Source organism: Yoonia sp. (assembly GCF_036007805.1).
GTDB lineage: Bacteria > Pseudomonadota > Alphaproteobacteria > Rhodobacterales > Rhodobacteraceae > Yoonia.
In genome coordinates this window covers 1-22,173 of the sequence record NZ_DASYOK010000065.1, presented here as the reverse complement: position 1 = coordinate 22,173, position 22,173 = coordinate 1, and the positions used below count along the sequence as shown (strand labels likewise).

21 protein-coding genes and 1 pseudogene are annotated in these 22,173 nt (G+C 59.1%); 13 read left to right on the top strand and 9 right to left on the bottom strand.

Features of this window, described 5'->3' with window-relative positions:
* From VGP75_RS04240 to VGP75_RS04190, 11 genes are all read left to right on the top strand, one after another.
* A partial coding sequence (locus VGP75_RS04240) for an indolepyruvate ferredoxin oxidoreductase family protein (RefSeq protein ID WP_327542472.1) occupies positions 1–3,111 on the top strand: 3,111 nt, incomplete at its 5' end.
* A 69-nt stretch (positions 3,112–3,180) separates the two neighbouring features.
* Entirely contained in the window at positions 3,181–4,092 is a 912-nt protein-coding gene (locus VGP75_RS04235) for a lysophospholipid acyltransferase family protein (protein WP_327542471.1), read from the top strand.
* A complete protein-coding gene (locus VGP75_RS04230) occupies positions 4,070–4,882 on the top strand; it encodes a glutamate racemase (protein WP_110279043.1) in 813 nt (270 codons plus the stop codon). Before VGP75_RS04235 ends, VGP75_RS04230 begins: the two co-directional genes overlap by 23 nt.
* Before the next feature lie 36 nt (positions 4,883–4,918).
* The gene (argC, locus tag VGP75_RS04225) at positions 4,919–5,947 is read left to right on the top strand and encodes an N-acetyl-gamma-glutamyl-phosphate reductase (protein WP_327542470.1); all 1,029 of its coding nucleotides are present in this window, start codon (positions 4,919–4,921) and stop codon (positions 5,945–5,947) included.
* Positions 5,944–6,414 (top strand): cytochrome c maturation protein CcmE, encoded by a 471-nt coding sequence (ccmE, locus tag VGP75_RS04220; protein ID WP_327542469.1) that lies wholly within the window; start codon positions 5,944–5,946, stop codon positions 6,412–6,414. Before argC ends, ccmE begins: the two co-directional genes overlap by 4 nt.
* A gap of 45 nt (positions 6,415–6,459) precedes the next feature.
* The gene (locus VGP75_RS04215; RefSeq protein ID WP_327542468.1) at positions 6,460–7,071 is read left to right on the top strand and encodes a holin-associated N-acetylmuramidase; all 612 of its coding nucleotides are present in this window, start codon (positions 6,460–6,462) and stop codon (positions 7,069–7,071) included.
* Positions 7,062–7,562 (top strand): holin family protein, encoded by a 501-nt coding sequence (locus tag VGP75_RS04210; protein WP_327542467.1) that lies wholly within the window; start codon positions 7,062–7,064, stop codon positions 7,560–7,562. Before VGP75_RS04215 ends, VGP75_RS04210 begins: the two co-directional genes overlap by 10 nt.
* Positions 7,552–7,755: a pseudouridine synthase gene (locus tag VGP75_RS04205; RefSeq protein WP_055292571.1), complete on the top strand. Its 204-nt coding sequence runs from the start codon at positions 7,552–7,554 to the stop codon at positions 7,753–7,755. The genes VGP75_RS04210 and VGP75_RS04205 overlap by 11 nt, the downstream gene beginning before the upstream one ends.
* 75 nt (positions 7,756–7,830) lie before the next feature.
* Entirely contained in the window at positions 7,831–9,810 is a 1,980-nt protein-coding gene (locus tag VGP75_RS04200; protein ID WP_327542466.1) for a heme lyase CcmF/NrfE family subunit, read from the top strand.
* Positions 9,807–10,247 (top strand): cytochrome c-type biogenesis protein, encoded by a 441-nt coding sequence (locus VGP75_RS04195; RefSeq protein WP_327542465.1) that lies wholly within the window; start codon positions 9,807–9,809, stop codon positions 10,245–10,247. The genes VGP75_RS04200 and VGP75_RS04195 overlap by 4 nt, the downstream gene beginning before the upstream one ends.
* 69 nt (positions 10,248–10,316) lie before the next feature.
* The gene (locus VGP75_RS04190; RefSeq protein WP_327542464.1) at positions 10,317–11,093 is read left to right on the top strand and encodes an enoyl-CoA hydratase-related protein; all 777 of its coding nucleotides are present in this window, start codon (positions 10,317–10,319) and stop codon (positions 11,091–11,093) included.
* Between the two features lie 37 nt (positions 11,094–11,130).
* On the opposite strand, the gene VGP75_RS04185 is transcribed toward VGP75_RS04190, so the two are convergent.
* The gene (locus VGP75_RS04185) at positions 11,131–12,426 is read right to left on the bottom strand and encodes a citrate synthase (protein ID WP_327542463.1); all 1,296 of its coding nucleotides are present in this window, start codon (positions 12,424–12,426) and stop codon (positions 11,131–11,133) included.
* Positions 12,427–12,524: 98 nt separating this feature from the next.
* Positions 12,525–13,919 carry a glutamate--tRNA ligase gene (gene gltX / locus VGP75_RS04180; protein WP_327542462.1) on the bottom strand — a complete coding sequence of 465 codons (1,395 nt, stop codon included), beginning with the start codon at positions 13,917–13,919 and terminating at the stop codon, positions 12,525–12,527.
* Between the two features lie 83 nt (positions 13,920–14,002).
* Between gltX and VGP75_RS04175 the strand changes: the two genes are divergently transcribed.
* Positions 14,003–16,114, top strand: a complete 2,112-nt coding sequence (locus VGP75_RS04175; RefSeq protein WP_327542461.1) for a ComEC/Rec2 family competence protein — start codon at positions 14,003–14,005, stop codon at positions 16,112–16,114.
* A gap of 12 nt (positions 16,115–16,126) precedes the next feature.
* Here VGP75_RS04175 and lexA read toward each other — a convergent pair whose 3' ends face one another.
* From lexA to VGP75_RS04140, 7 genes are all read right to left on the bottom strand, one after another.
* The gene (gene lexA, locus VGP75_RS04170; RefSeq protein WP_327542460.1) at positions 16,127–16,813 is read right to left on the bottom strand and encodes a transcriptional repressor LexA; all 687 of its coding nucleotides are present in this window, start codon (positions 16,811–16,813) and stop codon (positions 16,127–16,129) included.
* Positions 16,814–16,944: 131 nt separating this feature from the next.
* Entirely contained in the window at positions 16,945–18,117 is a 1,173-nt protein-coding gene (locus VGP75_RS04165) for a molybdopterin molybdotransferase MoeA (RefSeq protein WP_327542459.1), read from the bottom strand.
* Positions 18,114–18,590 (bottom strand): cyclic pyranopterin monophosphate synthase MoaC, encoded by a 477-nt coding sequence (gene moaC, locus VGP75_RS04160; RefSeq protein ID WP_327542458.1) that lies wholly within the window; start codon positions 18,588–18,590, stop codon positions 18,114–18,116. Before moaC ends, VGP75_RS04165 begins: the two co-directional genes overlap by 4 nt.
* Positions 18,590–19,396: an indole-3-glycerol phosphate synthase TrpC gene (gene trpC / locus VGP75_RS04155; RefSeq protein WP_327542457.1), complete on the bottom strand. Its 807-nt coding sequence runs from the start codon at positions 19,394–19,396 to the stop codon at positions 18,590–18,592. The genes moaC and trpC overlap by 1 nt, the downstream gene beginning before the upstream one ends.
* The gene (locus VGP75_RS04150; protein ID WP_327542473.1) at positions 19,393–20,034 is read right to left on the bottom strand and encodes a uracil-DNA glycosylase; all 642 of its coding nucleotides are present in this window, start codon (positions 20,032–20,034) and stop codon (positions 19,393–19,395) included. Before VGP75_RS04150 ends, trpC begins: the two co-directional genes overlap by 4 nt.
* Positions 20,034–21,050 carry an anthranilate phosphoribosyltransferase gene (trpD, locus tag VGP75_RS04145; protein ID WP_327542456.1) on the bottom strand — a complete coding sequence of 339 codons (1,017 nt, stop codon included), beginning with the start codon at positions 21,048–21,050 and terminating at the stop codon, positions 20,034–20,036. The genes VGP75_RS04150 and trpD overlap by 1 nt, the downstream gene beginning before the upstream one ends.
* A complete protein-coding gene (locus tag VGP75_RS04140) occupies positions 21,047–21,628 on the bottom strand; it encodes an anthranilate synthase component II (RefSeq protein WP_327542455.1) in 582 nt (193 codons plus the stop codon). Before VGP75_RS04140 ends, trpD begins: the two co-directional genes overlap by 4 nt.
* Before the next feature lie 123 nt (positions 21,629–21,751).
* Between VGP75_RS04140 and VGP75_RS04135 the strand changes: the two are divergent.
* Positions 21,752–22,173 (top strand): annotated as a pseudogene (locus VGP75_RS04135) (hypothetical protein); the annotation flags it as partial.

Genomic DNA, 22,173 nt, shown 5'->3' with positions numbered 1-22,173 from the left:
GGCAAATACGACGGTGTCTTCGGCCTGTGGTACGGCAAGGGGCCGGGTGTGGACCGTTCGGGTGATGTGATGCGCCACGCCAATATGGCAGGCACGTCGCCCCACGGCGGTGTGATCATGGCCATGGGCGATGACCATACGGGTGAAAGCTCGACCACGTTGCATCAATCGGACTGGGCAATGATTGATGCCTATATGCCGATTGTGTCGCCTGCGGGCGTGCAGGAAATCCTCGATTACGGGCTCTATGCGTGGGAACTGTCGCGCTTTGCCGGTGTCTGGGTGGGCCTGAAGACGATGAAAGACACGATCGAGGTGACGTCTGTGGTAGACGGTGATCCCGACCGCATGTCTTTCGTCCGTCCTGGTCTGGACTTGCCCGAGGGCGGTTTGAACATCCGCCTTGTTGATACCCCGCAGCTGCAAGAGGCGCGGATGATCGACCACAAACGCTTTGCCGCCGAAGCATTCAGCCGTGCCAACAAGATGGACCAGCGCAAATGGGGCAAGCCCGGTGCAAAGATCGGCTTTGTCGCGGCTGGCAAGAACTGGCTTGATTTGCAGCACGCTCTTGCATTGCTGAATATTGATGAGGCCGAGGCCGAACGTCTGGGCATCACCACCTATAAGGTGGGTCAGGTCTGGCCGCTGGATATGGCGTCGTTCCACGAATGGGCCGAAGGGCTCGATCTGATTGTGGTGGTTGAGGAAAAACGCAAGCTGATCGAAGTGCAGGTCAAAGAGGCGCTGTTTGATGACCGTGACGGGCGGCGCGTTTACGGCTGGCACAAGGGCGATGAACATTCCGCTGGGCGCCGCGAAGAGGTGTTCCAGACCAAGGCAGATTTGAACCCGATTGTGATCGCGGAAAAACTGGGCGGCATCTTGGTGGAAGAGGGATGTGGGTCGGCGGGTGTTGAAGCGGGGCTGGCCCAATTGGCCGAAGCGCGCCGTGCAGACAATGCGCCCGAACTGGCGCAGCGGTTGCCCTATTTCTGTTCCGGCTGTCCGCATAACTCGTCAACCAAAGTACCCGAAGGATCGCGCGCCTATGCAGGTATCGGCTGTCACTACATGGTGCAGTGGATGGACCGCGAAACTGTTGGTTTTACCCAGATGGGGGGCGAGGGCGCGAACTGGGTGGGCGAGGCGCCGTTCTCGACCCGCGACCATGTGTTCCAGAACCTAGGCGACGGTACCTATAACCATTCAGGCGTGCAGGCCATTCGGTTCGCGCTGATGGCGGGAACCAATATCACCTATAAAATCCTCTATAATGACGCGGTGGCCATGACCGGCGGTCAGGGTAACGATGGCGGGCTGACCGCCGATCAGATTTGTCGCGAGATTCAGGCGATGGGGGTGCGCAACGTGGCCCTTGTCTATGATGAGAAAGAAGACATCGACCTTGCACGCTTCCCGAAAGGTCTGGACGTACACGAGCGGGCCAAGATGCCATTGGTGCAAGAAAAATTCAGCAAATACAAGGGTGTGTCGGCCATAGTGTATGTGCAAACCTGTGCCGCCGAGAAGCGCCGCCGTCGCAAACGCGGGCAGTTTCCTGATCCTGACAAGCGGGTCTTTATCAATACCGATATCTGTGAAGGCTGCGGCGATTGTGGGGTGCAATCCAACTGTGTGTCCATTGTGCCGGTTGAAACCGAACTGGGCCGCAAGCGTGCGATTGACCAGTCATCGTGCAACAAGGATTTTTCCTGCGTCAAAGGGTTCTGCCCGTCTTTCGTGACGATTGAGGGCGCGAAGATCCGCAAAGAGGCGACCGCAGACGTTGATCTGCCCGACATGCCGGACCCTGTGCTGCCTGCGATCAACGGGACCCACAACGTGGTGATTACCGGTGTTGGTGGTACAGGCGTTGTCACAATCGGTGCCGTGCTGGCGATGGCCGCGCATATCGACGGCAAAGGGGCGGGCATGATGGAAATGGCGGGGCTGGCCCAAAAGGGCGGTGCGGTGCATATCCATTGCCGGATCGGCGAGAAGCCAAGCGATATCAACGCAATCCGCGTCGCAACGGGGGAATGTGACGCGCTGATCGGCGGTGATCTGGTCGTCTCTGCGGGTGCCAAAACGCTGGGGTTGATGAAAACAGGCCGCACCAAAGGTGTGGTGAACAGCCATGAAATTATCACCGGCGATTTCACCCGTAACACCGAATTCCGGCTGCCAAGTGATGAATTGAAGGTCTCGCTTGGCGCGCGTTTGTCGGACGGGTTGGCGATGTTTGATGCCTCCGATCTGGCTAAGGCGCTTTTGGGGGACAGCATCTATTCAAACATGATGGTCTTTGGGGCGGCGTGGCAAATGGGCGCAATTCCAGTAGGTTATGAGGCGATCTTGCAAGCTATCAAGCTGAATGGTGCCGCTGTGGATCGTAATATCCGTGCATTTGAATTGGGCCGCTGGGCCTATCTGCATCCGGCGGATGTGCAGGCTTTGCTGGCGCCGAATGTTGTGGCATTGCCCAAATCCACGGCTGAGAAAATAGCCTTCCGCGAGGCGCATTTGGTGGCCTATCAGGGCAAACGGTTGGCCAAGCGGTATCGCAAAATGGTTGATCGTTTCATGGATGACGGGATGCGCGCCGCGGTGGCAACAGGCTATCATAAGCTCTTGGCATACAAGGATGAATACGAGGTGGCGCGCCTGCTGACGCAGACCGAAGAAAAGGCAAAGGCCGAGTTTGATGGCGATCTGAAGCTGACATATCACCTTGCCCCTCCCATGCTGACCAAGACCGGCCCAGACGGGCGGCCTGCGAAAAAGGAATTTGGCAAGCGCATGGCGTGGGCGTTTCCGAAGCTTGCGAAGCTGAAGTTCCTGCGTGGTACGCCCTTTGATCCGTTCGGGCGCACAGCCGAGCGCCGGATGGAGCGCGCGTTGATCAAGGAATATGAGGCGGACATGGCCGAAGTGCTGCAGATCCTGCGCCCTGATACGCGGGATGCGGCGATGGCATTGGCGGCATTACCCCGTGAAATTCGTGGCTTTGGTCCGGTAAAGGAAGCGAATGTGCGCAAGGCCGCCAAGCGCCGTGAAGAGCTTTTGGCGGTCTTGCGGGCGGCCCCGATGCAACAGGCGGCGGAATAGCCGTTTTGTCATGGTATTTTCGTATTTGGCGGTTAAACGACTCTGAATCGTTTTCTGGATAACCCCGCCATGCCTGCAACCGACCGTGATGCCGCCCGTGATATTACCTATGCCTCATCGGCCAAGCGCCGTTCCGGGCGTGCGGTCATCCGTGTGCTGGAAAATGCGACAGGGCGTTTGCGGCTGATCCGCAAGGCGAAAGGCTATGACGCCGAGGTCGCGGCGGGGGCGGATTTCTGGGAGGTCATGTGCACCCGCTATGGGGTGGAGCTGGATGTGATCGGCGGATCGCTCGAGAATATCCCGCGCACGGGGCCGCTGATCGTGGTGTCCAACCACCCCTACGGGATTCTTGATGGGCTGATGATGGGGCGTATCCTGTCGGCGCGCAGGCAGGGCGATTTTCGCGTGCTCGCGCACCGGATTTTCCGGCGGGCGGCGGATCTTGAACGCATCATCCTGCCGATTTCCTTTGACGAGACCAAAGAAGCCGCCAAGCTGAACCTCGAAACCCGCATGAAAGCGATTGCCTACCTGCAAGAGGGCGGCGCGATCGGCATTTTCCCGGGCGGGACGGTGTCCACGTCCGCCACGCCTTTTTCCAAGCCGATGGACCCCAGCTGGCGCACCTTTACCGCCAAGATGGTTGCGAAATCCGGGGCAACTGTGGTTCCGGTGTTTTTCGAAGGGCACAACAGCCGCCTGTTCCAACTGGCCAGCCACCTACACAGCACCCTGCGCACGGGCATGTTCATCCGTGAATTCAAGGCCAAGATCAACAAACCCGTCCGCGTTGTCATCGGTGAACCGATCCCGCAAGCGACCTTGGAGCGTTTCAAAAAAGACCCCAAAGGATGCATGGATTTCCTGCGTAAAGCCACGTATGAGTTGAGCACAAGCCCGGTGGATCCGTCCCACCTGGGGCATGAGTTCGAAGCGAAATACAAGGTACGCAGTAATGGCAGTGGGCATATTCGATAGTGGTCTTGGCGGGCTTACGGTGCTGGACGCTGTGGCCAAGCGCCTGCCTGATCTTCCGCTGGTCTACATGGGTGACAGTGCGCATGCGCCTTACGGTGTGCGCACGCCGGATGACATTTACAATCTGACGACCAAATCCACGCAGCGGTTGTTTGATGCGGGGTGTGATCTGGTGATTTTGGCCTGCAACACCGCCTCGGCTGCGGCTCTGCGCCGGATGCAAGAGGGCTGGGTGCCCGAGGGCAAGCGCGTGTTGGGCGTCTTTGTGCCCCTGATCGAGGCGCTGACCGAACGGCAGTGGGGCGACAACTCGCCACCCCGTGAGGTTGATGTGAAGCATGTGGCACTGTTCGCGACGCCCGCCACTGTATCCAGCCGCGCTTTCCAGCGCGAACTGGCCTTCCGCGCGATTGGTGTCGATGTCGAGGCACAGGCTTGCGGCGGTGTTGTGGATGCCATCGAAGATGGGGATATGATCCTGGCCGAGGCGCTGGTGCGCAGCCATGTTGATGCGCTCAAACGCAAGATGCCGGAGCCTGATGCCGCGGTGCTGGGCTGTACCCATTACCCGTTGATGGAAGAGGCATTTCAGGCCGCCCTTGGCCCGCATGTCAAAGTCTTCAGTCAGGCCAATCTGGTCGCAGAGAGCCTTGCCGATTACCTGCAGCGCCGGCCCGAGATGGTTGGCCCGGGGATGGACTCTGCCTTTCTGACAACGGGTGATCCGGACCGCGTGTCCAATCGGGCGACCCAGTTTCTGCGACGGAAGATTACCTTTACCGCCGCATAACCGATTTCAAGACCTTTCATCCTGAGGGATCATCAAATGACCTATAACGTCGCCATTCTGGGCGCTTCCGGCTATACCGGTGCCGAACTTGTCCGCCTGATCGCAACGCATCCCGGCCTGCAAATCGTGGGCCTGTCGGGCAATTCCAAAGCGGGAATGGCCATGGCCGATGTGTTTCCGCATCTGCGCCATCTAGATCTGCCTGTGCTGACCACGATTGAGGACATGAATTTCGACGGTGTCGATCTGGTGTTCTGTGCTTTGCCACATGCCACATCGCAGGCCGTGATTGCGGAACTGCCCAAAACGCTCAAAATCGTCGATCTGTCCGCTGATTTCCGTCTGCGCGATCCTGCCGATTATGAAAAATGGTATGGCAAAGCCCATGCGGCGACCGAGATGCAAAAAGAAGCGGTTTACGGCCTGACCGAGTTTTACCGTGAAGAGATCAAAGGCGCGCGGCTGGTTGCTGGCACCGGATGCAACGCGGCCACAGGCCAATATGTGCTGCGCCCTTTGATCGAAGCGGGCGTGATTGATCTGGATCAGATCATCCTTGATCTAAAAGCGGCAGTATCGGGCGCAGGACGTAGTCTGAAGGAAAACCTGTTGCACGCGGAATTGTCAGAAGGGGCGCATGCCTATGCGGTCGGGGGCACACACCGGCATCTGGGCGAGTTCGATCAGGAGTTCTCGGCCATTGCGGGACGGCCTGTGAAAATCCAGTTCACCCCGCATCTGATTCCCGCCAACCGCGGCATTTTGGCCACCACCTATGTGCAAGGTGATCCTGATACTATATATGCAACGCTGAAAGCCGCTTACGCGGAAGAGCCGTTTATTGAGGTACTGCCGATGGGACAACATCCGTCGATCAAACATATCCGGGCATCGAACTTTTGCCATATCGGTGTTGTGGCTGACCGTATTCCGGGCCGCGCGATTGTGATTGCCGCACTGGATAACCTGACCAAAGGGTCATCAGGGCAGGCGATCCAGAACGCCAACCTGATGCTGGGCTTGCCCGAAACAGAGGGCCTGATGCTGGCGCCGGTGTTCCCATGACGGGTGGTCTCAAGAGCCTCAAGAAGCGCCGCCGCGTTCAGGTCATGTCGATGGCGGGCGTCAGTGTAGCACTGGTTCTCGTGCTTCTCTGGTTCCTGCCTGATGACAGCTTCCAGTTCTTCCGCTCACCCTCCGAAGTGACCGAAGCCCCGCCGCCGCCGAATGAGCGCTTCCGCATCGGTGGCTTGGTTGCCGAAGGGTCGCTGGTGCGCGGACAGGGCGAGCAGGTCAGCTTTGCCGTGACCGATGGTGGCGCGGTTGTACCCGTGGTCTACACCGGTATCCTGCCTGATCTGTTTGAAGAGGGCCAGGGCATGGTTGCACAGGGCAACTACATCGACGGTCGCTTTGAAGCCGTTGAAATTCTTGCAAAACATGATGAAACCTACATGCCTTCCGAAGTGCTTGATGCGCTGAAGGAACAGGGTGTCTATGTTGATCCGGACGGTGCTATCGTCACGAATTAACGAATTGAGAGCAGCCTTTGCCCCATCCACATGGAAGGGGCGAAGATGCCGACAGTCACCGAAATTGCCACACAGATCGTTGACCGCGAAGGCGGCTATGTAAATGATCCCGATGATCCGGGCGGGCCGACCAATTTTGGCGTCACGGTTCACACCATGCGCCGTTTAGGGCTTGATCTGACCAAGGACGGCCAGATTGACAGCAGCGACGTACGCGTGCTGACACGCGCCCATGCGGTGTCGATCTTTGTGGAACATTATTTTCGCGGACCTCGGATTGACCGGCTTCCTGCACCGCTCCACCCCAGTGTTTTCGATATGTATGTGAACGCAGGGGCCAATGCGGTGAAAATCCTGCAGCGCTTGCTGTGCGATATGCGCATTGAGGTGACTGTAGACGGGGTCATTGGACCCAAAACGATCGCCGCGACCCGTCAGGCGATTGCTGCCGCCCCCGAACATCTGGTCGATGCCTACGGAATTGCGCGGCGCAATTATTATTACGCTCTGGCAGACAGGCGTCCGGCAAGCCGCAAGTACGCCATGCGCCGCGATGGCGGCAAAGGCGGGTGGATCAAGCGGGCCGAGGAATTTGTTGCCGCACGTTACCACCTGACAGAAGCACAGCATAAAGCGAGGGTCGCGAAATGGGGTTGATTCCAACCGTGATGTCATTTCTTTTTGGCGATAACCGCAATGTGATCGTCGAGACAGCGCAGATATTCCGTGAAAACGCGGAAAACGGGGCGGTGCGGGATGCCTCGGCGCGCAACGATAGCCTGACACAACTGGCCGCCGAGTTTGCGCGCCCGCAGCGGGGCCTGTTTGACCGGACCGTTGACGGGCTGAACAGGCTACCGCGCCCTGCGCTTGCTTTGGGGACAATCTGGCTCTTTGCGATGGCGATGCAAAACCCCGAACAGTTTGCAAAAGGGATGGAAGGCCTTGCGCTGGTGCCGGAACCGCTTTGGTGGCTGATGGGCGCGATCGTAAGTTTCTATTTTGGTGCGCGACATCAGGTGAAATCACAAGAATTTCAACGCTCTGTGGTGCAAAGCCTAAGTGTATCGAAAGCGCTGCAAGTCCCGTCTGTTCCGCCTGCCGACAATCCGGCCCTGTCCGATTGGCAGGCCAAAAATGGAGAATAACTGGGCCAGCCAGTTAGAGCGCCGGATCGTCGCACTTGAGATGCGCAATGCGGTGGATGAGGTGCACAGGGCCAATGTCGCGCGCCGTCTGGGTGCGATTGAAGACACGTTGAAATGGTTGGTGCGGCTGGTGATCGGCGGGCTTTTGATGGCAGGGCTGACTTATGCTGTGGGCGGTGGTCTGGCGCTGTGAGCCTGCGCCAAAATGTACCGGATATATGAAGGGTCAGGTATGTTGCCTCGCCGATAAATGCGTTATCTTTGGTTCATGTTGATAGAACTTGGACACTTCGCTCTGATTCTGGCCTTTGGCATTGCCATTTTCCAGATGATCGTGCCGATGATCGGTGCGCACCGTGGCAACGCAAGCTGGATGGCGATGGCCGAACCGGCGGCCACCGTACAATTCCTTCTCACCGCATTTTCCTTTGCGGTGCTTACATGGGCCTTTGTGACATCCGACTTTTCGTTGCAGCTGGTCTATCTGAACTCACATACCGACAAGCCGATGATCTACAAAATCACCGGTGTCTGGGGCAATCATGAGGGCTCGATGCTGCTCTGGATGATGATTCTGACGCTTTTTGGTGCTTGTGCGGCGTGGTTTGGTGACGGCTTGCCAGCGCGGTTGCGCGCAAGGGTGCTGTCGGTGCAAGCGGCGATCGCTGTGGCGTTTTTCGCTTTCGTTTTGTTCACCTCAAACCCGTTTCTGCGGTTGGAAGTTCCACCCCTGAACGGGCGTGACCTGAACCCGCTTTTGCAGGACCCCGGTTTGGCGTTTCATCCGCCGTTTCTTTATCTGGGTTACGTCGGCCTGAGCATGTCATTCTCTTTCGCGATTGCTGCCCTGATCGAGGGGCGCGTTGACGCCGCTTGGGGCCGCTGGGTCCGTCCGTGGACTTTGGCAGCGTGGATGTTCCTGACCGTCGGGATCGCGCTTGGTTCATGGTGGGCCTACTACGAGCTGGGTTGGGGTGGTTTCTGGTTCTGGGACCCCGTTGAGAATGCCTCTTTCATGCCATGGCTTATCGCGACGGCGCTCCTGCACTCGGCCATTGTAGTCGAGAAACGTGAAGCGCTGAAAAGCTGGACAATTCTGTTGGCCATCATGGCATTCGGGTTTTCGTTGCTTGGTGCGTTTATTGTGCGCTCAGGTGTCCTCACCTCGGTCCATGCCTTTGCAAATGACCCCGAGCGCGGGATGCTGATCCTGATTATTCTCGCTGTTTTTCTTGGGGGGGCGCTGACTCTCTTTGCTTTCCGCGCGGGGGCGTTGGATTCCAAAGGCGTCTTCTCAACCGTCAGCCGTGAAAGCGGGCTGATCCTTAATAATATCCTGTTGTCGGTCAGCTGCTTTGTCGTCTTTATCGGCACGATTTGGCCACTGGTAGCCGAGATGTTGTTTGATCGCACGCTATCGGTAGGGCCACCGTTCTTTGATGCGGCCTTTACGCCGTTCATGGTGGCGCTCGCGATTGTCTTGCCGCTTGGGTCACTGCTGGCGTGGAAGCGCGGAAATCTGACGCGCGCGTCTAAATCGCTTGTCGGTTGGCTTGTGCTTGCTGTCGCCATGGCCGCACTCGTTTACGCGGTGCAAAGCGGCAACTCGGCCTTGGGTCCGGTTGGTGTGGCCCTTGGTGTCTGGGTCGTTGGTGGTGCCATCCTTGATCTGTGGTTGCGCAGTGGCCGTGATGGCTTGATGTCGCGCCTTCGTCGCATATCACGCTTGCCGCGCGCTGATTGGGGCAAGGCGACGGCGCATATCGGGATGGGTGTGACGATCTTTGGTATCGCCGCAATGTTGGCGTGGGAGAAAGAGGACATCCGCGTGGCGCAGCTTGGCGATGCTTGGAGTGTTGGCCAGTTCGAGTTCCGTCTGGATGACGTCAGCCAGCAACAAGGTCCCAACTATATGACCACGATGGCCGATATCTCTGTCTGGCGTGGTGATAATCCTGTCGGCAATCTGCACCCCGAAAAGCGGTTCTATCCTGTCGCCAACATGCCCACGACCGAAGCCGCGATTTTGAACGGTTTTGTGCGGGATATCTATGTTGTCATCGGTGATCCGCAGGCAAATGGCGGATGGGCGGTGCGTGTGTACCTCAAACCCTTTGCCAACTGGATCTGGGGCGGCGCGATCCTGATGGCGCTCGGCGGTTGTTTCTCGCTCTCTGACCGGCGCTTGCGGGTTGGTGCAGCGTCTGCCAAGAAAAAAACCCCTGTCGGGGCGGTGCCCGCGGAATGAAGCGTTTTTTGCTGATCTTGCTGCTACTCGGCGGGCCGGTTTGGTCCGTCGAGCCCAGTGAAATCCTTGACGACCCCGCATTGGAAGAGCGCGCGCGCGATTTGTCACAAGGTCTGCGCTGTCCTGTGTGCCGCAATGAAAGCATTGATGAAAGCAACGCGGCCCTTGCCAAAGAGCTGCGAGTGCTGCTGCGTGAAAGGCTGGTTGCCGGCGATACGGATAAGGAAGCGGTTGATTTCCTTGTGGCGCGCTATGGTGAGTTTGTCCTGCTGCGGCCAACAACCGAAGGGGCCAATATCCTGCTCTGGCTTGCAGCACCTGCGCTGCTGCTCATCGCTCTTGGCGTGGGGTGGTCCACCATTCGTGCAAAACGCGAAACCGCACCCGCCTTGTCCGAAAGCGAAGAAGCGGAATTGGAGAAAATACTGCGGTCGTGACGTGCCGTAGTGCTTTCCTAAACGGATCGGTTCACTAGAGTGTCGGGAAACTGTTAAAGGATCCCGTTTATGGACTATCAGGCCATTCAATTCGCCATTCGCAATTCTGTTGCAGAGATTACGCTGAACCGCCCCGACATGATGAATGCGCTCAACACGCAGATGCGCGCCGAGATCACCCATGCATTCAAAGCCGCTGAAAAGGATGCGCGGGTCGTCGTGTTGACGGGGGCAGGCAGGGCGTTTTGCTCTGGGCAAGACCTTGGCGATGGTGGTAGCGCCGCGACGCTTGATCTGGAACGCACCCTCCGCGATGAATATGTGCCGATGCTCAAGGCGATCTTTGATTGCCGTGTGCCGACAATTGCGGCGGTGAACGGTCCCGCAGCCGGGGCCGGGGCGAACCTTGCACTGGCGGCAGATGTGGTGATCGCCTCCGAGGATGCCTTTTTCATTCAGGCGTTTACACGGATTGGCCTGATCCCTGATGCCGGTGGCACCTATTGGTTGCCGCGCCAGATGGGGGCGGCCAAGGCGATGGGTGCGGCCCTTTTTGCCGACAAGATCAGCGCGCAACAGGCCGAGCAATGGGGAATGATCTATGAGACCGCCCCCGCCGCCACATTCAAAGACCATGTGGCCACGCGCGCCGCCCATCTGGCCCAAGGACCGACGGTGGCTTACCGGCAGTTGAAAAAGGCAATCCGTGGATCGTTCGAGAATTCGCTGGATGAGCAACTGGCGCTGGAGGCAAAACTGCAAGGGCGCTGTGGCAAGACGCGCGATTTTCAGGAAGGTGTCGTGGCGTTCCTTGAAAAGCGCAAAGCGGTTTACGAAGGCCGCTGAGACGTAAAAAGGGCTGCCCGAAGGCAGCCCCAAAGTCTTAACGTTTTTCGATGTCGATATAGTTGCGTTCCATCTCGCCCAGATAAAGCTGGCGCGGACGGCCGATCTTTAGCTGTGGATCGGCAAGCTGTTCGGCCCACTGCGAAATCCAGCCTACGGTGCGGGCCACGGCAAAGATCGGTGTGAACATCGAGGTCGGGAAACCCATCGCCTCGAGGATGATGCCGGAGTAGAAGTCCACGTTCGGGAACAGCTTTTTGTCGGCAAAATACGGATCGGCCAGCGCTTGTTTCTCAAGCTCTTTGGCGACTTGCAGCACGGGGTTATTTTCAACGCCCAAAAGCTCCAGCACCTCATCCGCACTTTGCTTCATCACTGTCGCGCGCGGATCGAAGTTTTTGTACACGCGGTGGCCAAAGCCCATCAGACGGTAAGGATCATTCTTGTCCTTGGCGCGTGCGATGAACTCAGGAATCCGGTCAACGGTGCCGATTTCCTTGAGCATCTCAAGACAGGCCTGGTTGGCGCCACCGTGAGCAGGACCCCAGAGGCAGGCAATACCGGCCGCGATACAGGCAAACGGGTTCGCGCCAGAGGAGGACGCCAGACGCACCGTCGAGGTCGAGGCGTTTTGTTCGTGATCGGCGTGCAACGTCAAAATACGGTCCATCGCGCGGGCCAGGATCGGATCGACATGGTATTCCTGCGCGGGCACAGCAAAGCACATGTGCAGGAAGTTCGCGGCATAATCCAGATCGTTGCGTGGGTACACAAACGGCTGGCCGATCGAATATTTATAGGCCATCGCCGCAACGGTTGGCATCTTGGCGATCAGACGGATCGTGGCCACTTCGCGCTGGTGCGGGTCGTTGATGTCGGTGCTGTCGTGATAGAATGCGGACATCGCGCCCACAACACCCACCATCGTGGCCATCGGGTGCGCATCACGGCGGAAACCACGGAAGAAGTTGTGCATCTGCTCGTGGATCATCGTGTGATTGGTCACGAGGGATTCGAATTTCTCCAACTCGGTGGAGGAAGGCAGCTCACCGTAAAGCAGCAGATAACAGACTTCGAGGTAATGCGACTGGGATGCCAACTGGTCGATCGGATAGCCACGGTGGAGCAGGATACCCTCTTCGCCGTCGATAAACGTAATGGTGCTGTCGCAGGCCGCGGTTGACGTAAAGCCTGGATCGTAGGTGAAGACGTCGGCTTGGGCGTAAAGCTTGCGGATATCAATCACGTCTGGTCCGCCCGTGGGGGAGTATACGGGCAAATCGTAAGTCTTGCCTTTGAGCGTCAGCTTCGCGGTATCAGTAGTGTCAGCCATATTTCATTCCCTTTCGGTCCTGCGACCAATCCAGTCGCAGCAGCAGCATCAATCAACATTGGTTACCAGCGGATAATCACGCGTATATGACGCAGATATCAGCGGCTGGCATCCTGCAGACGGGCGATGGTTTCATCTTGCCCCAGGACCAACATCATGTCGAACACACTCGGTGAGACCGCGCGTCCAGCGAGAGCCGCCCGTAAAGGTCCGGCCAGCTTGCCTAGTTTCATGTCATGAGCTTCGGCAGTGGATGCGACGGCCCCTTCCAGGATGTCACGAGACCAGCTAGCATTTTGCAACTGCGGCGTCAATTCTCCCAGTATACCACGGAATACATCAGTCAGGTGGGCCGCAGCCTTTTCGTCCGGCACAATCGGGCGGGACGTCAGAACAAAGTGAGCCTTTTCAACCAGTTCCGGAAAAGTCTTGGCCCGTTCTTTAAGGCAGTACATCGCTTTCAACATGCCAATTTTTTGTGCCTCTGTGAACGGCTCAGCCCCTGTTGCCGCAAGGTAACCCTGCATTTCTTGCAGCAGTGCAGCATCGTCCGCGACCGCAATATGCTGACCGCAGATATTTTCGAGCTTTTTGAAATCGAACCGTGCCGGTGATTTGCCTATGCCATCCAGTTCAAACCAGTCTTTCGCCTGTTCGTCGGTAAAGAATTCATCATCCCCGTGGCTCCACCCCAGACGCGCCAGATAGTTGCGCATACCGGCCGCAGGATACCCCAGCGCCTGATATTCGGCAGCGCCCGTAGCCCCGTGGCGTTTTGACAGTTTCTTGCCGTCGGGGCCAAAGATCAGCGGGATATGTGCGAGAACCGGTTTCGCCCAGCCCATCGCCTCGTAGATCAGGTTTTGGCGAAACGCGTTGGCAAGGTGGTCGTCGCCACGGATGACGTGCGTCACGCCCATGTCGTGATCGTCCACGACAACCGCCAGCATATAAACAGGTGTGCCGTCCGAGCGCAGCAGGATCATATCGTCCAACTGGTCATTGGCGAATGTCACATCGCCTTGGACCTCATCGTGCAGCGTTGTCTGCCCGTCGCGCGGGGCCTTGATGCGGATCACGTAAGGCGCATCAGGATGATCCGCCGCCGCCACATCGCGCCATGGCGAACGGAAAAGAGTGGATGTCTTCTCCTCGCGGGCCTTTTCACGGAAAGCTTCGATTTCCTCTTGCGTGCTGAAGCACTTATAGGCCGCTCCTTTGGCCAGCAATTCATGCGCAACCGCCGCGTGACGGTCGGCGTTGGCGGCCTGGCTGGTCGGTTCGCCATCCCAATCAAGGCCCAGCCACGTCAGACCATCAAGGATCGCCTGACGGTTTTCGTCTGTGGAACGCGCTTTGTCCGTGTCCTCGATCCGCAGCAGGAATGTGCCGCCGTGTCCGCGGGCATAAAGCCAGTTAAACAAGGCCGTGCGCGCGCCCCCGATGTGCAAGGCGCCAGTGGGGGACGGGGCGAAGCGTGTGACAACAGACATGGGTATATTAACCTTTCGCTAACCAGCTTTCCGGTAAGATCCCGGCTTGGACGTGGGATAGAAGACTGCGGGGTGAAGGACAAGTGCGTGCGCGGATCGAAGACGTGCTTCTGGCGCAACGCGGGCAATTGATTGGCTGGGTGCCGGTGTGGCTCGGTGTCGGGATCGGCACCTATTTTGCGCTGTCTTTCGAACCTGACGTCCTGCTTATGGCCGGTTTCGCCGTTGGTGCGGCCGGTTTGCTTGTGGCATCACGTTTGGTGCCCACGGCGTTTGCGCCTTTGCTGGTGGCCCTTGTTCTTGTGGTTGCAGGTGCCGGCATTGCCAAGCTGCGTGTTGCGGCGGTCGAGGCGCCGATCCTGACCTTTCGCTACTATGGTGCCATCGAGGGGCGGATCGTGAATATCGACCGTTCGGCCAGCGATGCGGTGCGGTTGACGCTGGACCGTGTGGTTCTTGAACGCATGTCGCCTGACCGCACGCCGGATCGTGTGCGCGTGTCGGTGCATGGGCAACAGCCGCTCGCCGCCTTTACGCCCGGTGATGTGATTATCCTGACAGGGCATCTGTCACCGCCCGCAGGACCCTCCGAGCCAGGCGGCTTTGATTTTCAACGCCATGCATGGTTCATGCAACTGGGCGCTGTGGGCTATACGCGCACCCCGGTCCTGCGTCTGGTGGCGGCGGATAACACCACGCTCGCTGCGCGCCTTTTTGCGCTGCGCATGGCGGTGTCGCGCGCGGTGCAAGCGGCCATCCCGGGCGAGGCGGGGGCTTTTGCCGCCGCCATCATGACGGGTGACCGCTCCGGTATGGGGCAAGAGACCTTGCGTGATTTGCGAACCTCCAATCTCGCGCATCTCTTGGCCATTTCGGGTCTGCATATGGGGCTTTTGACGGGCTTTATCTTTGCGGTCGTCCGCTATGGTTTAGCTTTGATCCCCGGCATCGCCTTGCGTTGGCCCACCAAGAAGATCGCTGCAGTCTGTGCGCTGGCGGTCGGCGCGTTCTATCTGGCCCTGTCGGGCGGCAGCGTTTCCACCGAGCGCGCCTATATCATGGTCGGCGTTATGTTGGTGGCCGTCTTGCTGGGGCGCAAGGCGCTGACACTGCGGGCCGTCGCAATTGCAGCGATCCTCGTGCTTCTGTGGCAACCCGAGGCCCTGATCGGGCCGGGGTTCCAGATGTCATTTGCGGCAACAACGGCACTTGTCGTGGCTTTCGGGGCGCTGCGAAAGGTTGACTTGCGCCGTTTGCCGCGGTGGGCGCGTGCGGTACTCTCGGTGATCCTGTCGTCGTTCATCGCTGGTCTGGCAACGGCACCTTTCGCTGCGGCACATTTCAACCAGATTGCCCATTACGGGCTGATCGCCAATGTCGTGAGCGTGCCTTTGATGGGTATTCTGGTGATGCCTGCGGCGGTGCTGGCGGTCTGCCTTGCCCCCTTGGGGCTGTGGTGGATCGGGCTCGGGTTGATGGACCTCGGCCTGCGCTGGATCTTGTTGGTGGCGCGGACCGTATCCGCACAAGAGGGGGCGCTGGGGCATGTTGTGGCGCCGGATTGGTTTGTTTTGCCGCTCCTGGCCTTTGGGCTTCTGGCTTGTGTTTTGATCGTGGGGCGAGGACGGTTGATCGGGGTTGCTGTTGTCCTTCTGGCAGCTGTGCTTTGGCAACAGACATCGCGTGCCACGCTGCTTGTCGCAGATAGCGGGGCGCTGATTGGGCTACAGGGTCCGGATGGGCGGACGCTGTCCAAGCCCACTGGCAATAGTTTTGTGGCGGGGATCTGGCTTGAGAATGATGGCGCGCCCGTCGCCCAAGAGGTGGCCGCCGCGCGTGACGGGCTCTTGATCGAGGGGCGTGTCACGCGGGCCAACCTGGGTGGTTGGGTGGTGTTGCAGGTGTCTGGCAAAACTGCCCTCGCGGGATTACGCGGCTGCGATGGGGCCGATGTGCTGATCAGCAACCAGTTTGACGAGATCACGCGCCCTTGCGCGGTCTATGATATGGCGCGGTTGCGCAACACGGGCGCTTTGGCGCTGGATGTGGCGGGGAATGGTGATTTGTTGATCACAACGGCGCATCAGATGACAGGGCAGCGCCCTTGGAACAGTTGGCAAGGACCATGGCCCGCGCCCGTCACGCTCCCTTATGCACAACAAAAAAGGGCCGCCGAAGCGACCCTTCCCAGGTGAATTGGAACGCCCCTAGTAGGTGCGGATCAGGCCGACCAATCGGCCTTGGACCTTGACCTGATCATCACGGAACACCCGTGTTTCATAGGCAGGGTTCGCAGCCTCGAGCGCGATGGCCGCGCCGTTGCGGCGGAACCGTTTCAGTGTGGCCTCATGACCTTCAACAAGGGCCACGACGATATCACCGTTATCGGCAACGGATGTTTCACGGATCACAACGACGTCGCCGTCGTTGATGCCCGCCTCGATCATCGAATCGCCTTTGACTTCAAGCGCGTAGTGATCACCGCTGCCCAGCATGGATTGCGGCACAGAGACGTTGTGCGAGGCTTCGCTGATCGCCTCGATCGGGACACCCGCAGCAATGCGGCCCATCATTGGCAGATCCACCGCGCCGGTTTCAACGACCATGGCGGCGGCGGGGGTGCTGTCGGGTTTGTCCCCGTCAATCACGCGCGGCTGAAAACCGGTCTTGCCATGCATCGCATCCGGCAGTTTCACGATCTCAAGCGCACGGGCACGGTGCGCCAAACGCCGGATGAAACCGCGTTCTTCCAGAGCGGTAATCAGACGGTGGATACCGGATTTGGAGCGCAGATCGAGCGCTTCTTTCATTTCATCGAAACTGGGCGGGACACCATCGCGCTGGACGCGCTTGTGAATGAACTCCAGAAGATCGAGCTGTTTTTTCGTCAACATATGACTGCTCCGTTGCCACGTTTTGCATATGTTCTATGCATGTTCTTGTTTTGTGTCAACTGATGGCTGTCTAGTGCCGAAAATTCGGGATGCCTCCGGCGGAAGTTTGAGGGGACATGGAAAGCCAGGGCTCAGAGGCGGATAATGTCAATCGGGTCACCTGCGTTGCGTGCAGGATCGTTGATAGGGCGTACGGCGAGGCAATTGGCCTCAGCCAGTACGGTGAGTAGCGCGCTGTCCTGACGCGCAAAAATCGTCACACCTTCGGGGCCAAGATGCGCGCGCATATAGTGTTCGCGGGGGCCGTTGGCGGAGACGGGTTTGGCAAGGGTGTGGGTTTCACGCGGCGCAGGGTGCGCGCCAAGTCCCAGCATTTTGCGGATCACGGGGGCGAGAAACACATGCCCGCAGACCATGGCAGAGACAGGGTTGCCCGGCAGGCCGATCATTGAGGTGCGGCCCATGCGCCCTGCCATCAGCGGTTTGCCCGGGCGCATGGCGACTTTGTAAAAAGCGCGGTCCATGCCTTTGCCGGCGGCGACTTCGCCCACCAGATCATGATCACCGACGGAGGCACCCCCGATTGTGACAATCAGGTCCGCATCTGCAGCCAGGTCAAAGGCAAGCCCGAGTGACGCGCGGGTGTCGCGCGCAATCGGAAGCAGGCGCGCGTGCGCACCGAGTTGTGTCACAAGTGCCGCGAGCCCGTAGCTGTTGGAGGCGATGATCTGATCCGGCCCCGGTGTTTCGCCAGGTTGGACGAGTTCATCGCCCGTTGCGATAATGGCGACCGATGGCCTGCGCACGACAGACACGGTTGCGATGTTCATCGCCGCAAGCAACGCAATATCGGACGGGGTGAGCAGGCGCGGTGCGCGGATCGCATCGCCGGCTTTGAAATCGGCACCTGCCGGGCGCACATAAGAGGTGTCATTGGGGCTGTCATCAAGGGTGATTGTATCGCCCTCGCGGGTGACATTTTCCTGAATAATGACGTGATCTGTCCCTTCGGGCAAAGGTGCGCCCGTGAAGATACGCAGCGCTTGGGTCGGACCAACCTGACCCTGCCACGCATGGCCAGCGGCAGCCTCGCCGATGACCTCATAGGTCTGGCCGGCTTTGATGGATTTGGCATTGACCGCGTAACCATCCATTGCGGAAGCGGCAAAAGGGGGCTGGTTACGCGTGGCAAGTGCATCTTTGGCAAGCACGCGGCCATGCGCCTTGATCAGCGGCACCTCTTCGGCCTCGAGCGGTGTGGTCAGCGCGAAGAGATGGGAAAGGGCCTCATCGACCGAAATCATGGGTTTTCAAACCGTCCCGATTTGCCGCCGTCCTTGAAAGTCAGCCGGACGCCGCCGATTTCCATGTCTTTTTGCACCGCTTTGACCATGTCGTAAACGGTAAGGGCTGCAATGCTGACGGCTGTGAGCGCCTCCATCTCGACACCGGTTTGACCGCCTGTCTTTACCGTGGCGGTAATACGGATGCCGGGCAGGGCGGTGTCCGGGGTCAGGTCAAGCGCGACCTTTGTGATCGGCAAAGGGTGGCAGAGCGGGATCAGATCGGCGGTTTTCTTGGCCCCCATGATGCCAGCAATCCGCGCGATCCCCAGCACGTCACCTTTATCCGCGCGGCCTTCGGTGATCAGGGCGAGCGTTTCGGGCGTCATCCTAATAGTGCCTTCGGCTACGGCGGTACGCGCGGTTACAGGTTTGTCCGAGACATCAACCATATGCGCCTTGCCGTCGGTGTCGAAATGGGAAAGTCCTGACATCACAGGCCCCCTGTGGCGGGATTCGCAAGCAGGGTGCGGGTGGCTGTGGCCACATCGTCCTGCCGCATCAGGCTTTCACCGATCAGGAAGGCGCGCGCGCCGTAGCGGGCCATATCAGCCAGTTCCTCGGGCGTGTTCAGGCCGCTTTCGCAGACGATCATGCGGTCGACGGGCACCAATTTGGACAGGGTGCGGGTGGTATCGAGCGTGGTTTCAAAGGTTTTGAGGTTGCGGTTGTTGATCCCCATCAAAGGCGATTTCAGCAGCGTCGCGCGTTCCAGTTCTGCCGCGTCATGCACTTCGATCAGCACATCCATATCCCACGCAAGGGCCGCCTCTTCCAACTCTTGCGCTTGCGCGTCGCTGACGCTGGCCATGATGATCAGGATGCAATCGGCGTGAAGCGCGCGGGCCTCGGCGACCTGATAGGTGTCGTACATGAAATCCTTGCGCAGGGCGGGCAGATCGACGGCGCTGCGGGCGGCGGTCAGATAGCTGTCGTCGCCCTGAAAAGAAGGGCTGTCGGTCAGGACGGACAGGCAGGTGGCCCCCCCTTCGGCGTAAGCTTTGGCGAGCGCGGGCGGGTCGAAATCGGCGCGGATCAAACCCTTGGAGGGGCTGGCCTTTTTGATCTCGGCGATCAACCCGTATCCTTCGCGTACCGCATCCGCCAGCGCATCGGCGAAACCGCGTGTCGGCGGGGCCGCCTTGGCGCGGGCTTCGACCTCGGCCAGTGGAACCGCTGCCTTGCGCGCGGCCACATCGGCGAGTTTGTAGGTTTTGATCTTTTCGAGAATATCGCTCATGGGTCCGCCCAGTTGATTGGCTCTTGGCCTTGATCAATAAGCCACTGGTTCACCTTTGAAAATGGGCGCGACCCGAAAAACCCGCGATGTGCCGAAAGCGGGGACGGGTGCGGTGCGCGCAGGATCAGGTGATCGGGGCCAAGGTGTTTGGCATAGGCCTGTGCCGGTGCGCCCCACAGGATGAAGGCGCGGGGGCGGTCGTCGAGACGTTTCAGCGTCTGGGTGACCAATCCGGACCAGCCCAGTTGGGCGTGGGCTTTGGGTTGGCCCGGAGGCACGGTCAGGGCCGTGTTGAGCAGCAAAACGCCCTGATCTGCCCAATCCTGAAGGCCGGTTTTCGTACGGGTATGGCCTGTATCACTCTGAATTTCCTTGAAAATATTGCCCAGACTGTCAAGGCGTCCGCCAAAGTCATCTGGAATGGAAAACGCCAGCCCATCGGCCTTGCCGGGGGTATGATAGGGGTCCTGGCCGAGGATCACGACACGGGTCTCATCGGGTTGGGTGTGTTTGAGGGCGGCAAAGGTCAGCGCGGGGGGCGGCAGCACATCCCCCTCAATCCGGGTGACTATCTCCGGTAGGTCCTGCGTAAAAAACGGCAGATCATCCCACGCACCAAGATCGGTCAGATCAAACATCACGCGGCAGAGGTAATCCGTGCCAGTGTCGCAAGCGCCTGTTTGGCCTTGCCGCTGTCGATGCTGTCGCGGGCCATTGCCACACCTTCTTTCAGATCGCCCGCCTTGTCGGCCACGACCAAGGCAGCCGCAGCGTTCAAAAGCACGGCATCACGGTACGCGCCTGTCGCGCCATCCAGCAAAGCGGAGAGGGCGGCCGCATTTTCGTCGGGCGTGCCCCCGATAATGTCGCGGAAATGGTGGACCGGCAGGCCCGCATCCTCAGGGTGGATTTCGCGGGACCTGATCTTGCCGTCCTCAAGGGCCGCGACAGCCGTGGGGCCGCAGATCGTGATCTCGTCGGTGCCGTCGCTCCCGTGGACCAGCCAAGCTTTTTCGCTGCCAAGCTGTTGCAGGGTTTCCGCCATCGGGAAAATCAGGTCGGGTGCAAAGGCGCCGGTGAGCTGGCGCTTCACACCTGCGGGATTAGTCAATGGTCCCAATATGTTGAAAATCGTCTTTGATCCAAGTTCCACGCGGATAGGCCCCACATGTTTCATCGCCGGATGGTGCATCGGCGCCATCATAAAGCCGATGCCCGCTTCTGCGATTGCTTTCTCTACCACCTCAGGGCCAACCATGACGTTGATGCCAAGCGCGCCTTGCACATCTGCGGTGCCCGATTTCGACGACAGGTTGCGGTTGCCGTGTTTGGCCACCGGAACGCCGGCACCAGCCACAACAAAGGCGGTCGCGGTCGAGATATTGAGCGTGTGTTTCCCGTCTCCACCCGTGCCGACGATATCCATCGCGCCCTCGGGGGCTTTGACGGGAATGCAATGCGCGCGCATCACGGCGGCGGCAGCGGCGTATTCCGAGACAGATTCGCCGCGTGCGCGCAGCGCCATCAAAAATCCGCCGATCTGCGCAGGGGTGGCGGCCCCTTCAAAGAGATAGCCGAAGGCCTCTTCCGCCTGCGACCGCGACAGCGGTCCTTCGGAGGCTGCGAAAATCAGCGGCTTCATTGCGTCACTCATGCGGGCACCTTCGTGTTGGCAAGAAAGTTCTGGAGAAGCTGATGGCCGTGTTCCGACCGGATGCTTTCAGGATGGAATTGGACGCCGTGGATCGGCAGGTCACGGTGCTGCAGGCCCATGATGGTGCCGTCTTCCAGCTCTGCCGTGATTTCAAGGCAATCGGGCAGGGTATCGCGGTCCACCACCAGCGAATGATAGCGTGTTGCCTCAAAGGGGCTGGGTAATCCCGCAAAAAGCCCTTTGCCAGTATGATGCATGGCGCCCATTTTGCCGTGCACAATTTCATGGCAGCGCACGACATTGCCGCCAAAGGCCTCGCCAATTGCCTGATGTCCAAGGCAGACACCCATCAGCGGCATTTTTACCTCGGCTGCGGCATGGACAAGGGCAAGACAAATCCCCGCCTGCGCCGGATCACAGGGGCCGGGCGACAGCATGATCGCCTCGGGGCGCATGGCCATCGCTTCCTGCACATCAAGCGCATCATTGCGTTTGACCACGACATCTGCACCCAACTCGCCCAGATAGTGGACCAGGTTATAGGTAAAGCTGTCATAGTTATCGATCAGAAGCAGCATCGTAAAAACCCGCGCATATAACAAAAAGGGCTACCGTTTCCGGTGAAGAGAACGGTATAAGCCCGCCATACATGGGCCGGGACGCAAGGGCACGTCAAGGTCGAAGAAAAAAGGTTTGGGCAGATGAAGGGCTATGTAAAGGGCAGTCTCTGGGGGCTGATTTTGGGCGGCGTCGGGCTGAGTGGCCTCTCGCTTGCCATTAAGCAGCCGGATTTTGCAACTGGCCCTGACGCGCCGCAGATGGCGACACAGGATATGGTGCCCGCGGTGCAGACAACGCAGTTGCCGGTGCCCTTGCCCAGCAGCCCTGAAGATGTACCGAGTTTTGCCGATGCCGTTCCACTGAGCGTTGTGACGCCTGATGCAGAAGCTGTCCCGGATGTACCGACGGAAACAGCGCAAGCGCCCGTCGTCGAGACCGTGGAAGAGCCCGCGCCGCAAGCGACGACAACGACATCCGCGCCTGTTTTGGCAGATGATGCAGTTGAAACGTCCGAAAGCACACCACTTGTGACACCTGGACAGGATGACACACCAGCCGCCGT